Source organism: Flavobacterium ustbae, from assembly GCF_003946915.1.
Taxonomy (GTDB): domain Bacteria; phylum Bacteroidota; class Bacteroidia; order Flavobacteriales; family Flavobacteriaceae; genus Flavobacterium; species Flavobacterium ustbae.
The window spans coordinates 114,134-127,970 of sequence record NZ_RPOC01000001.1; the positions used below are offsets into that span (position 1 = coordinate 114,134).

General features: G+C 33.9%; 11 protein-coding genes. 5 read left to right on the forward strand and 6 right to left on the reverse strand.

The genetic code is table 11. The annotated features are described in order from the left end of the window. Positions 1-119: 119 nt before the first annotated feature. From EG814_RS00510 to EG814_RS00520, 3 genes are all read right to left on the reverse strand, one after another. Entirely contained in the window at positions 120-2,390 is a 2,271-nt protein-coding gene (locus EG814_RS00510) for a cation:proton antiporter (RefSeq protein ID WP_125717840.1), read from the reverse strand. A gap of 113 nt (positions 2,391-2,503) precedes the next feature. Further along, positions 2,504-3,223 (reverse strand): LytR/AlgR family response regulator transcription factor, encoded by a 720-nt coding sequence (locus EG814_RS00515; protein WP_125717842.1) that lies wholly within the window; start codon positions 3,221-3,223, stop codon positions 2,504-2,506. Beyond that, positions 3,186-3,947 carry a sensor histidine kinase gene (locus EG814_RS00520; RefSeq protein ID WP_125717844.1) on the reverse strand — a complete coding sequence of 254 codons (762 nt, stop codon included), beginning with the start codon at positions 3,945-3,947 and terminating at the stop codon, positions 3,186-3,188. Before EG814_RS00520 ends, EG814_RS00515 begins: the two co-directional genes overlap by 38 nt. 290 nt (positions 3,948-4,237) lie before the next feature. On the opposite strand from EG814_RS00520, the gene EG814_RS00525 reads away from it, so the two are divergent. The 3 genes from EG814_RS00525 (at position 4,238) to rpoN (ending at position 10,115) form a co-directional block, all read left to right on the forward strand. Further along, positions 4,238-6,604, forward strand: coding sequence for an efflux RND transporter permease subunit (locus EG814_RS00525; RefSeq protein WP_125717846.1), 2,367 nt, complete (start codon positions 4,238-4,240; stop codon positions 6,602-6,604). Positions 6,605-7,053: 449 nt separating this feature from the next. Beyond that, positions 7,054-8,499, forward strand: coding sequence for an asparagine--tRNA ligase (gene asnS / locus EG814_RS00530; RefSeq protein ID WP_125717848.1), 1,446 nt, complete (start codon positions 7,054-7,056; stop codon positions 8,497-8,499). A 155-nt stretch (positions 8,500-8,654) separates the two neighbouring features. Continuing rightward, positions 8,655-10,115, forward strand: a complete 1,461-nt coding sequence (gene rpoN, locus EG814_RS00535) for an RNA polymerase factor sigma-54 (RefSeq protein WP_125717850.1) — start codon at positions 8,655-8,657, stop codon at positions 10,113-10,115. 179 nt (positions 10,116-10,294) lie between these two features. Here rpoN and EG814_RS00540 read toward each other — a convergent pair whose 3' ends face one another. From EG814_RS00540 to EG814_RS00550, 3 genes are all read right to left on the reverse strand, one after another. Continuing rightward, a complete protein-coding gene (locus tag EG814_RS00540; RefSeq protein ID WP_125717852.1) occupies positions 10,295-10,555 on the reverse strand; it encodes a DUF6364 family protein in 261 nt (86 codons plus the stop codon). A gap of 101 nt (positions 10,556-10,656) precedes the next feature. Continuing rightward, on the reverse strand, positions 10,657-11,076 hold the full coding sequence (locus EG814_RS00545) for a hypothetical protein (RefSeq protein ID WP_125717854.1): 420 nt from the start codon (positions 11,074-11,076) through the stop codon (positions 10,657-10,659). A 32-nt stretch (positions 11,077-11,108) separates the two neighbouring features. After that, positions 11,109-11,699, reverse strand: coding sequence for a thymidine kinase (locus EG814_RS00550; RefSeq protein ID WP_125719065.1), 591 nt, complete (start codon positions 11,697-11,699; stop codon positions 11,109-11,111). A gap of 236 nt (positions 11,700-11,935) precedes the next feature. Between EG814_RS00550 and EG814_RS00555 the strand changes: the two genes are divergently transcribed. Together EG814_RS00555 and rsmI are read left to right on the forward strand one after the other, a co-directional pair. After that, complete coding sequence (locus EG814_RS00555) at positions 11,936-12,967, forward strand: hypothetical protein (RefSeq protein WP_125717856.1); 1,032 nt, start codon at positions 11,936-11,938, stop codon at positions 12,965-12,967. Positions 12,968-13,083: 116 nt separating this feature from the next. After that, the gene (gene rsmI, locus EG814_RS00560) at positions 13,084-13,800 is read left to right on the forward strand and encodes a 16S rRNA (cytidine(1402)-2'-O)-methyltransferase (protein ID WP_125717858.1); all 717 of its coding nucleotides are present in this window, start codon (positions 13,084-13,086) and stop codon (positions 13,798-13,800) included. The last annotated feature ends 37 nt before the right edge of the window (positions 13,801-13,837 follow it).

Genomic DNA, 13,837 nt, shown 5'->3' on the forward strand with positions numbered 1-13,837 from the left:
CGGTAAAATTTTCGTAATGTTAAGGAAATAAATTCGTGAATTCGTGGCTAAAAAAATCCCAAATCCCAATAAGAAAATTGGAATTTGGAATTTAAAAATATTGGAATTTCCTAAAATTTTTAAGGTTTCAAAATCAAAACCGATGGAGAATTATTCAGCCAGATACTTTGCGATTCGATTAGTTTTTTCCAGCTTTCTAGACTGATAATCATTAAATCCTGGCTTTCTAAAAATTCTTTCTTGAGCGTTCTGTCATTCATAATCATAATATGATTCGGCGCAATCTGTTCGATAGAACGAATTGTTTCCTGAATTTCTCTTGTATTTTTCACTTCTCCGCCAGCGTCTAAAACTGTAATTTGAGAACCGTTATTATTAATTAGCTTTTTGGCATATTCAATTAAAAAGGCATCTTCTCTATTAAAAATAGGCATCAAAACCTGATTTACTTCTTCTAGGTTTTTATCAATAAAAATTCCAACCGGCATTTTAGACTTTGCAATAATGTGGCGTGTTCTTTCATCAAAAGGAGAATTTTCAAACAATCCTTCTTTTCCCGTAAACTTATCAATCAAACGATCCGGGTTTACCATTCGGGTTGTAAAACCAAGTATTTTTCCCAGTAAAGTTCCATCAAAAATAGACTGGCCTAACCCAACCAATAACAAATCATATTCGCCATGATTTGCTGTGTCAATTATATCCGAATCGATATCATTAGAAACTTTAAACAAACTCAACATATTTTGGTTCAGCGCATGCGATTCTTCAATAACTGGAACGAGCATTTTACGTTCATATTCTTTCACATCAAAGGAGTGCACTTCTGTACTTAACGAAATATGCATCGCCGTTACAATCGAATTGTCTGCTTGTTTTTTCACCAAACTGTTGGCAATTTTGAGCAGCTTTTTTCCTTTTTCTGGAGTCGCAAACGAAAGCAGAATCTTAAATTTACTTTTACTTCCTATTTCCTGAGGAACAGCTGTAATTTTATCTTTAAAAATAAATTCTATAAAATCCAGCGCAGGTCCCGTCATAAAAGTAGTTAACAAGGCCATAATGACCATCATGGTAAAGATTTCTGTAGATAATACGCCAAGATCATAACCAATATTTAAAACCACGAGTTCCATTAAACCTCTCGTGTTCATTAAGGCACCAATTGCCAAACTGTCTTTCCAGTTTTGTCCCATAAATTTTGCGGCCAAAGCACTCCCAAAAAATTTACCAACTACGGCAACCAAAATAATCAGACCTGTAATTTTCCATAATTCAGGATCGTTCAGTAATCCAATTTGTGTACGCAAACCAGTAAATACGAAGAATAGTGGCAATAGAACAATAATGGCAACATCTTCTACTTTTTCTATAAATATGTTTCTGAATTTATTGTTTTCTGGCATGATTACCCCAGCTAAAAAAGCTCCAAATAAAGCATGGATTCCGATTAATTCTGAAGCATAAGAAGATACTAAAAGTGTAATGAAGAAAATCGCAACAACCGGTTTATTTAAGCTTTCGCGCGTTGCATTCAAATCACCTACTCTTTTTAAGAACGGACGAACGATTTTTAGCATAATAATTACATACAAAATCGCCATTCCGATAACATAAAGCGAACTCGAAAGCGAACCCGCTTTTACAATCGCAATAACAACAGCCAAAATACACCAAGCCGTAATATCGTCTGCCGCGGCACAAGTAATAGCAATGGTTCCAAGTTTTGTTTTCTGCATACCGCGCTCTTGCACAATTCGAGCTAAAACGGGGAAAGCCGTAATACTCATCGCAATACCCATAAATAATCCGAAAGAAGAAAACTCCACTCCTTCTGGCGCAAAAGTTTCGTATATAAAATAGGCTAATGACAAACCTAACGCAAATGGAATGACAATACTGGCATGGCTAATTACAACAGCATCGTGCGCCTTATTTTTTAGGACTTTCAAGTCCAATTCCATTCCGATTACGAACATGAAAAGAATTAAACCGATCTGGCTTAAAAACTGTAAGTTTCCTAAAGATGCCGCAGGAAATAAAGCGGCTGAAAACTCTGGAAAATACATTCCGACTAAAGATGGGCCTAACACGATCCCGGCAATCATTTCTCCAATTACCGAAGGCTGTCCTATTTTCCTAAAAATCCATCCAAATAGACGAGCAGCTAAAATGATGGTCACAATTTGAGCCAATAAAATAGCCAAAGGATGCTGCAGGTTTTCGACCATTGAATGAAGAAAATCATTCCAATGATTACTCTCAATTTGTTTTTTGACAATATTACGACCCACTTCTAGAGAAGCGCCTTTTGAAATTACCCAATATATTAGCGCTGTAAAACCGCCAATAATTGTGACATAAAATATAGAGTTCTTAATGTTATTCATAACCCGTTCTTTAAATTTATTTGCGCAAATATCAGAACTGAGTTTTATGTGAAAAAGCAAATTTCCAGCTAATTTTCAATGTATGTAACAAGTCGGAAAAACTTTGTAATAAGTTATAATTTTACTTTTTTTAAAAAATCAGAACGGTAGGTTTCGCTTAAAATTAAGGCTGTATTTTTATTGTTTTCGTCCAAATGATGCAAGACAATTTCGGTATGGTTAAAGAATTTTATCGCTTTTACAGCTACAATTTCCTTTTTATTAATTCTACAGAAATCGGTATCGGGCAATTCGTTTAGAAGTGTATCGAATTTTACATTTTTCAAATTCAGCAAACTCCCATCGGTAAGCAGAACCGTTTTGTCCCGACTATCGCTCAAAGCTGTTTTTATATATTGAATTGTATTAAAATAGAGTAACGTCTTTCCTTTGTCGGTATTAAGCTGTATGAATTTTTTAGCTGAATTGGATTTTTCGAAACGCTCAAATGCTTTTGCGACCGCTTTTTCTAGTCTTTCCAGTTTTACTGGTTTGGTAATATAATCAACAGCATCAATATTAAACGCTTCGGCTGCATACTCTTTATAAGCTGTACAAAAAATCACCAATTTATCCTGAAGTTTTTCAGCAAGATGCAACCCATCAATCCCTGGCATTTCGATGTCAGAAATCAGCAGATCAAAATCTAAATCTGGAATATCCGACAAGAGTTTTTCAGGATTATTAAATGTTTTTACGATTTCCAATTCCGGAATTTGTTCGCAAAGCATTTTGAGGTACGTTAATCCTGGAATTTCATCGTCCAGCAGCAAGCATTTCAGTTTTGTATTCAAGTAAATCTATTTTTAGATGAGCAATATAGACGTCGTTTTCTATAAACCTGTCCAATTTGAAATTATTTTTATAAATAATGCGAAGACGATTTTCGAGCGTGGCATGTCCAAAACCGCTTCGTTCTTTTTTTAATACTTTTTTATCAGAGACTTTATTCGAAACCGTCATAAAAAAAGCATTGTTTTTAAATTCAAAAACTACCGTAATAAAAGCATCTGCACTTTGAAGATCGGCATGTTTAAAAGCATTTTCAATTAAATCTATCGAAATTAAAGGCGCCAGCAAAGGCTGATCGTACAGTTTATCTTCCTGATTAATATTGGTTTTGACTTTTAATTCAAAAAGCGGACTGATTTTGATTTTATTGATTTCGATTAAATTCAGCGCAAAATCAATTTCTTCTTTTGCCGTTACAAACTTCTTTTTGCTTTCGTATAAAATATAATCCAAAACATTGGCTAGTTTATCCAAAGCAAAATAAGTTTGATACGCGTGCGACTGAATCGAATTTAGAATATTCTTAAACAAATGCGGATTGAGTTTGGATTCTAAATTCTCCAATTGCAAATCGTTGACTTTTGCTTCTAAAGCATAAAAACTTTGTTCTGCATTTTCTTTTGCTTTTTTTGATTGCATTAATTGATACATCATAATGCAGATGATGACAATTAAAAGCAAAAGAATTGCTAGAAAGATAAAGGTGGTTGTATTATTTTGCTGCATATTCTTTTGTTAATGTCTTCGTCGAAATTTCATGAATAAATGTAGTAAATCTACTTCATTCTGTTAAATCTACGTAAAACCTTTTTCTTAATTGGAGAAAGCTAATATAATCCAGAGAAATAAAAAATAATTGCAAATATGAGAAAAGCACTTGAGTTTACGAGCAAAACCAAGAAAATTATCCCCTTCTAAACACTTTCAAATTTGTGTTAACATTAAGTAAAATAGAATGGATTATTTATGATTTCGAGCTCTTTTCACTACATTTGCAACCATTTTTTAAAGATGTTATGAAAAACACTATTCAAGTTGGATTTTGGGAAAAATTGGCCCGAATCATACTTAAAAACAGAATTACAATTCTCGTTATACTTTCTGCCTTAACTATTTTCTTTGGTTATCAGTGGAAAAATCTTTCTATGACTTATACCGAAGCAAACCTGCTTCCTAAAGATCATATTGCAAATAAAGATTATCAAAAATTCTTAGACAAATTTGGCGAAGAAGGAAATCTTATTGTAATTGGTTTTCAAGACAAAAACTTTTTTACGCCTAAAAATTATGCTGCTTGGAATGAATTAATGACTGGTTTAAAAAAATCTAAAGAGGTAGATTTAGTCGTTTCTCTGAATGATTTGAAAAAATTGGAGAAAGATACGGTTAACCAAAAATTTGTTTTAACGCCTTTTATTGATCAGAGTAAAGTTTTGGATCCTGCTTATTTAAAAAAGGCTCAAGACGAATTGTTTAATAATCTGCCTTTTTACGAAGGACTTTTATTCAACAAAAAAAGCGGAAGTGTGCGTTCGGCAATTTACATGAATAAAGCTTTAGTAAACACGGCTGAAAGAAAAACTTTCATACTAAAAACTCTGGTTCCTAAGATTGATAAATTTGAAAAAACAACAGGAATCGATCTGAAAGTTTCTGGAATGCCATACATTAGAACGATCAATGCCGACAACATGAAAGGCGAAATCGGATTATTCATTGGAGCATCTTTATTGACGGTTTCTTTAATTTTCTTTTTCTTCTTCCGTTCGTTCAGAGCTACATTTATTTCGATCTGTATTTTAATTGTCGGTGTAACTTGGTCTTTTGGAATGCTTGGATTATTAGGTTATAAAATCACAATTTTAACGGCTATAATTCCGCCGCTGATTATCGTAATCGGAATTACAAACTGTATTTTCTTGATTAATAAATACCAGCAGGAAATTAAAATACACAACAATCAGGCAAAAGCGTTACAGCGTGTAATTTCTAAAATTGGTTCTTCGACTTTGATGACCAATTTAACCGCTGCAATTGGCTTTGCAACTTTGATGATTACAGGAAACGAATTGTTGTTTGAATTCGGTTTGGTCACTTCTATCAACGTGCTTTCTGTTTATACTTTGACACTTTTTATCGTGCCAATTATCTACAGTTTTATGCCGTTGCCAAAAGCAAAACACTTATACCACTTAGACAAAACGTATATTTCGACGCTTTTAAATTCGGTTGCCACTATTGTTAAAGGCAAAAAGACAATTGTTTACACTATTTATGCGGTGCTTTTTATCGTGAGTTTAAATGGTGTAAGACAAATGAAAGTTTCGGGAAGTTTAATTGGTGAAATGCCAAAAACAGCTTCTTTCTTTAAAGATATTTTGTTTTACGAAAAAGAATTTAATGGTGTAATGCCGTTAGAAATCATGATTGACACCAAAAAGAAAAAAGGTGTTATGAAAGCTTCGACGATTCGTAAAATGGACGAACTGCAAAACACCATTGCAGAAATTCCTGAATTGGCAAAACCAGTTTCTGTAGTGAATTTAGTGAAATATTCTAAACAGGCTTTCTACAACGGAAATCCAGAATATTATCAATTGCCGACTTCGCAAGAGCAGACTTTTATTTTGAGTTATGCTAAAAATGCGACTAAAAACAGCAAAGAAAATCTAATGAAAGCTTACGTTGATTCGACTGGACAATATGCCAGAATCACAACTTTCATGAAAGATATTGGAACAGATGAAATGGCAAAAGTAGAAGGAAAAATTCGCAAGAAAATTGATGAAATTTTCCCAAAAGATCGTTACGAAGTTACGATTACTGGTAAAGCTTTGGTTTTCCAAAAAGGAACAACTTATTTGGCGCACAACTTAATCGAATCGTTGCTTTTTGCTATTGCAACAATTGCAATTTTAATGCTGTATTTGTTCCGTTCTTTCAAAATGGTTGCGGCTTCTTTGATTACGAATATTTTACCGCTTTGTATTACTTCTGGATTAATGGGTTATTTCGGAATTCCGTTAAAACCTTCAACGATTTTGGTATTTAGTATCGCTTTCGGAATTTCGGTTGATAATGCGATTCAGTTTATGGCGAAGTACAAACACGATCTGATTCAAAACAGAGGAAAAGTTAAAAAATCGGTTTTCAGTGCTTTAAGAGAAACTGGAGTAAGTACTTTTTATACTTCTGTAGTTTTGATTTTAGGTTTTGCAACTTTCACTTTATCAAGTTTCAGCGGAACCATCGCTTTAGGAGGATTGATTTCTTGTACTTTGGTTTTTGCAATGTTTGCCAATTTGGTTGTGCTGCCATCTTTGGTTTTGACTTTTGAAAAGAAGAAAACGAAGAAAGAGGATTTGGAGAATTTGGAGAAGTAATCTTTCATTCCCTTTTAGAAATTCGCCACGAATTCACGAATAAAAAAATAAATAATTCGTGAATTCGTGGCTTATAAATTTACACGAACAATTAAAAACGTGAAGTAAAAAAAAATTGCTTCAGCTGAAAACGAGTCTCCTAGCCCTGATCGAAGCGGCATCCTTTCTATTTTTTCTTTAAAAATAGAAAGATACAGCGAAGAGCAGGAAACAGCTTCAAAAATTAATTATTATTCAGAAATAAATCTTTTGATAATAAAGTAGTTTTGTAAATATCATGAAGATTTTCCAAAACTCTCACCACTGGTGAGAGAAATTAGTTAAACAAATAATTTCAAGAACAATAATCCACTTCAAAAATTAATTATTATCGTTTATATTTGCAATTCGATATAAAAAATACTGGTTCGATTTAATATCAAATCAGCAATCTAAAATCTAAAATAAAAATGAAACACACAAAAGTTAGAGACTTATTAAACAGTACGACGACGTTACAGGAAGTGAATGCAAAAGGATGGGTGAGAACTTTTAGAAATAATCAGTTCATCGCTTTAAATGACGGTTCTACCATTAATAATATTCAATGTGTTGTTGATTTTGAAAATACTCCAGAAGAAACTTTAAAAAGAATCACAACTGGAGCTTCTGTTTCTGTAATTGGAACTTTGGTTGAAAGTAAAGGTGCGGGTCAGAAATACGAAATTCAGGTAAACAAACTGGAAATTCTTGGAGATTCTGATGCAGAGAAATTCCCAATGCAGCCTAAAAAACACTCTTTAGAATTTTTACGTGAAAACGCTCACTTGCGTGTACGTACAAATGCTTTTGGTGCGATTATGCGTGTGCGTTCGGTATTGTCTTATGCAGTTCACAAATATTTTCAGGATAAAGGTTTCGTTTACGTAAACACGCCGATTATTACGGGAGCTGATGCTGAAGGTGCTGGAGAAATGTTCCAAGTAACTTCTTTACCATTGGACAACTTGCCAAAAAATGAAGAAGGAAACATTGATTTCAAACAAGATTTCTTTGGAAAACATACCAATTTAACGGTTTCTGGACAATTAGAAGGTGAAACTTTCGCCATGGCTTTGGGTCAGATTTATACTTTTGGACCAACTTTTAGAGCAGAAAATTCAAATACTTCTCGTCACTTAGCAGAATTCTGGATGATTGAGCCAGAAGTTGCTTTCAATGATTTGGATGACAATATGGATTTGGCTGAAGATTTTATTCAGTACGTAATTAAATATGCTTTAGACAACTGTAAAGATGATTTAGCTTTCTTAGAAGGAAGACTTTTGGAAGAAGAAAAATCAAAACCACAGGCAGACAGAAGCGAAATGAGTTTGTTGGAGAAATTGAATTTCGTTTTAGAAAATAATTTCAAACGTGTTTCTTATACAGAAGCAATTGATATTTTAAGAGATTCGACTCCAAATAAAAAGAAAAAATTCAGTTATCTAATCAACGAATGGGGAGCTGATTTACAGTCTGAACACGAACGTTATTTAGTAGAAAAACACTTTAAATGCCCAGTAATTTTATACGATTACCCAGCAAACATTAAAGCGTTTTACATGCGTTTGAACGACAACACTGAACCTGGAAGAGAAACCGTTCGTGCAATGGACATCCTTTTCCCTGGAATCGGAGAAATCGTTGGTGGTTCTGAAAGAGAAGAGCGTTACGATGTTCTGGTTCAGAAAATGGAAGCTTTAGGAATCGACAAAGAAGAATTATACTGGTATTTAGATACAAGAAGATTCGGTTCTGCAACACATGCAGGTTTCGGTTTAGGATTTGAGCGTTTGGTATTGTTTGTTACAGGAATGACAAACATTAGAGATGTAATTCCTTTCCCAAGAACTCCGGGTAGTGCGGAATTTTAATCTTTTTAGTTTAAAAAAGTTTCAGGTTTCAAGTTTCAGGTTGCTGGAACTTGAAACTAAAATCTATAAAAATTTGTTTCAGGTTTCAAGTTTTGAGTTTGTCCGTTCAGTTTGGCAACTTGAAACTTGAAACTTGAAACTTTTAACAAAAACAAATGCTCAAGCAATTTTTAAATTTAAAATTATCTCAAAAATTATCTCCACAGCAAATCCAGCTGATGAAGTTAATTCAATTGCCTACGCAAGCTTTTGAACAGCGTTTATTGGAAGAAATGAACGAAAATCCGGCGCTTGAAGCTGGAAAAGAAGACGAATACGAAGCTGATGAATATGCTAATGAAGACTACGACGATTACGACGATGCAGAATCGGACAGAATCGAAGCAGACGATATTAACATTGATGAATACTTAAGCGACGACGATACGCCAGATTACAAAACTCAGGTCAATAATTACAGTGATGATGAAGAGCGCGAAACACCTTTTGCGGCTCCGATAAGTTTTCATCAGGATTTGATCAATCAGTTGAATACTTTTATTTTGAATGATGAAGAGCGCGAAATAGCCGAATTCTTAGTGGGAAGTATTGATGATATGGGTTATATCCGCAGAAGCATTCCGGATATTGTAGACGACATGGCCTTCACTCAGGGAATTTATACTGATGAAACAATGGTCGAAAAAATGATGACCGTGATTCACGAACTGGAACCTTCGGGAGTTGGCGCGCGTGATTTGCAGGAATGCTTGTTATTACAATTAAAACATAAAACGCCAACTGAATATGTTGATTTAGCGATTGACATTATCGAAAATCAGTTTGATGCTTTTACGAAAAAACATTACGATAAATTATTACAGAAATACAGCATTTCGAACGAACAGCTTAAAAAAGCGATTCACGAAATCGAGCGTTTGAATCCGAAACCGGGCGGTTCTTTTACTGGAAACAATAAAGTAACGGAGAATATCGTTCCCGATTTTGCTATTAGAATTGTAGATGGTGAATTAGAATTGACTTTAAACGGCCGTAATGCTCCTTCTCTGCACGTTTCTAAAGATTATCAGGAAATGATGCAGACGTATAAAGAATCTCGTGATAAATCGACTGCGCAGAAAGATGCGGTTCAGTTTATCAAACAAAAACTGGATTCGGCTAAATGGTTTATCGATGCAATAAGACAACGTCAGGAAACGCTTTTTGTAACAATGAATGCGATTATGCATTATCAAGAAGAATATTTCTTAGACGGAGACGAAACCAAATTAAAACCAATGATCTTAAAAGATATTGCAGATATGGTTGGTTTGGATATTTCGACTATTTCGCGTGTAGCCAACAGCAAATATGTGGAAACACCATACGGAACGAAACTAATTAAAGAATTCTTCTCTGAAGCAATGAAAAATGATCAGGGAGAAGATGTTTCGACTTTAGAAATCAAAAAAATTCTTCAAAATACGATTGAAGAAGAAGATAAGAGAAAACCGCTTCCAGATGATCAATTGGCCGAAATCTTAAAAGAAAAAGGATATCCAATTGCGAGAAGAACGATTGCTAAATACCGTGAACAGCTTGATATTCCGGTGGCGAGAATGAGAAAGAAGATTTAGATTTTTTCTTTTTTAAACCATATAAGAAATATAAGTTTATTTAGAATAACAAACCCCAACAGATTTTAGAAATTTGTTGGGGTTTGTTTGTTTTTATATTGACCAAAAATTCTGCTGGAGTCAAAACTGAAATTTCAGAATTTTTAAAATCTTTCACGTTTCGAGTCAATATAATATCATCATTTATGTTTTTCAGATAAATATTTTTCTCTGTTCTGTTTATAATCTAAATCATTGGCAATTTTTCCTTTTCCAACCGCAAGACTTTTTACAAAAGAGCTAATTTCATTTTCTTCTCTTTTATCCATTTTTTCCAGCTTAATAATTGCTCTTAAATAATTCTCAATCAAAAACGACAAACTCTGTTTATGCTCAGCGGCATAGATTTTAGCCTTTTCAATTACATCCTTATCTAACTTCAATGTCAATTTTGCCTTCATAACCATTCATTTTGTCTGCACAAATTTACAAAGTAAATACGTACAAAAAAAACAACCCGAAAGATTTAAAATCTGTCGGGTTATTTTTTTTGCGTTCTAATTTATTTATACTCGTCTGGCAAAATCTTCACATCAAATAAAAAAGATTGCTTTTTATCGGTGTAATGGTAAATTAGAGTATAATCGTTGTCTCTGAAAACTTGAAGTCCTGGATTTCCTTTTGCGGTACTTATTAAGCTTTTCTTTAGTTCTTCTTGAATAACATTTACTTCAGCGGTTTCTTTTGCAACATTTAGCAACGTTAAATTATACTGAACAAATCTTTCTTCTGGAAGACTTACGCTGTCCAGCCTCATTCCTTCCTGAATATTTAACGGACAACTTTTGTTATATTTTGCAACCAATTCTATTACTTCAGTGCTTACCTCATCTGCATTTTTGGCGAGATAAAACTGGAAATAAACCACAAAAGCCACTGCAATTCCAATCAATACCAATAATAAAGCAGTCGACTTTCTCATATTTAGTTTTTTATTAGGGGGAAATTTTAAATTTATTTTTCCTGACTTTTCTTCATAGCATTAAAATACGCTGCACGACTTAGCGGCTCGTATTCTTCAGTTTCTCCGAGCATTACCAATTTATCGTTGGCCGTTTTTCTAAAACTGTAATTGGCCAAATTTCCTGTTCGCGTACAAACGGCATGAACTTTTGTTACATATTCGGCCGTTGCCATAAGTCCAGGCATTGGTCCAAACGGATTACCTTTAAAATCCATATCCAGTCCGGCAACAATTACGCGTATTCCCTGATTGGCCAAATCATTGCAAACGGTAATAATTTCATCATCAAAAAACTGAGCCTCGTCGATTCCGATTACGTCGCATCCTTGGGCCAAAATCATAATATTTGCCGCAGCAGGAACCGGTGTAGATCGAATTTCGTTAGAATCGTGAGATACTACCATTTCGTCATGATAACGGGTATCAATAGCAGGTTTAAAGATTTCGACTCTTTGTTTGGCAAATTGGGCGCGCTTTAATCTTCGGATCAGCTCTTCGGTTTTACCCGAAAACATTGATCCACAAATAACTTCAATCCAACCAAATTGTTCTTTGTGATTTACTGTATTTTCGAGAAACATTTTGTATTTTTCTACCTTTAAAAATGAATAGTTTTTATTACTTTGTACTGGCAATAAATTGATGTAAAAATGTGCTGTTTTACATTTTTTCAAAAGTAGAAAATTTTTATCAAACCTTAGATTCGCGAAAGCGTATTAACAGAAATAAAAAAATATCTTTTGAATTTCCTTGAGAATAGAGACATTCAGACATCAAATACACTAAAATACCTTATTCACTATAATTTTCAACAGTTATGAAAAAAAAATTGGAAGCTGATTTAATTAGCATTGCACATCGAATTTTAAAATTAAAAAACAAATCCGATATCAATCAATTGTACCTTGAAACTCAGAAATTATACGAGAAATTAGCGGTATTAAAATTTGTAGAAGAGAATTTCGACGCTGCAAAACCAACAATTGGGCAAAATGATATTACTTCTGAGTTGGAAACTATTTTTGATAAAGAAAAAGAAATAATACCAGCTGTAATTGAAATTGAAACTCCAGCTGCAGAAAAAGTAATTGCGCTTGAAGAATCTTACGAACCTGAAATTTCAGAAGAAAAACCAGTAGAAGTTGTTGAAGCTGCAGAACCAATTGCTGAAGTTGAAGAACCGGTAATTGAAGAAACTGCTGAACCAATCGCTACTGAAATTGAAAAACCAGTTGTTGCAGAAATTATTGAGCCAATTGCTGAAAAAGCCGAAGAAGTCCAAAAACCTATTGATGATCTTTCGTTCACAACTGTGAATGAATTGAAACCAATTCCAGATTTCAAGCCTGCTTTCGAATTGGAAACGGAACCAATCAAAGAAGAAAAAGAAGAAATTAAAATAGAGCCAAAAGCAGAAATTCCTTCACAACCAACTATTCAATTTGAAGATTTCGGTATTAATTATGCCGATGCGCAATTTGTAAAAGTGGATAGTTTTGAAGCTATTCCTCCTGCCCAAACTCCTTCTATAAATGATTTTAAAGAGCCTAAAAAAGCTGAAACAGCTATTCTTGAAACTCCTGCCCAACAAAAACCTGTAACCTTGAATGAAAAACTGGCAAGAGGTTTCCATATTGACTTGAATGACAGAATTGCCTTTACTAAAAATCTTTTTGGAAACAGTACTGAAGATTACAGTCGTGTTTTAAATCAATTATTGACTTTTGATTCATATTCTGAAGCAAAAGATTTTATCGAAAATATGGTAAAACCAGATTATAACAACTGGGAAGGAAAAGACGACTACGCAGATCGTTTTCTTGGAATTATAGAGAAGAAATTTTCTTAAAAAAATAAAAACACAGATTGCACGAATTAGCACAAGTTTTTCTTTGTGCAATTTTTTAAAGTTTTAGAATTTGTGCTAATTCGTACAATTCGTGTTTAAAATTATTAAACTTAATTATGTCCAAATTATATATCGTTCCAACGCCAATTGGCAATCTTGAAGACATGACTTTTAGAGCCATTCGGGTTTTGAAAGAAGTCGATTTGATTTTGGCGGAAGACACCCGCACAAGCGGAAAACTCTTGAAGCATTTTGAAATTGGCACGCACATGCATAGCCATCACATGCACAACGAACACAAAACCACCGAAAATTTAATTGCAAGATTAAAATCCGGCGAAACGATCGCTTTAATTTCAGACGCTGGAACTCCCGCAATTTCAGATCCTGGATTTTTATTGACACGCGCCTGCGTTGAAAATAACATTGCAGTAGAATGTCTTCCTGGAGCAACGGCTTTTGTTCCCGCTTTAGTAAATAGCGGACTCCCAAATGATCGTTTTATTTTTGAAGGTTTCCTTCCGGAGAAAAAAGGGCGTCAGACTCGTTTTTTAGCTTTAGCCGAAGAAACTAGAACCATGATTTTATATGTTTCTCCACATAAATTAGTCAAAACTTTAGCTGAATTTGTTCAATATTTTGGAGAAGACAGACAAGTTTGCGTTTCGCGTGAATTATCAAAACTTCATGAAGAAAATGTTCGAGGAACTGCTAAAGAGGTTTTAGCTCATTTTGAAAAAACTGCTCCTAGAGGAGAAATTGTTGTGGTTGTTGCCGGAAAAACAATAGAAAAAGAAGCTAAGAAAAGTAAATATTCGAAAGACGAAGAATAATTTTTTCCGTCACAAATTTCACGAATTAACCACGAAT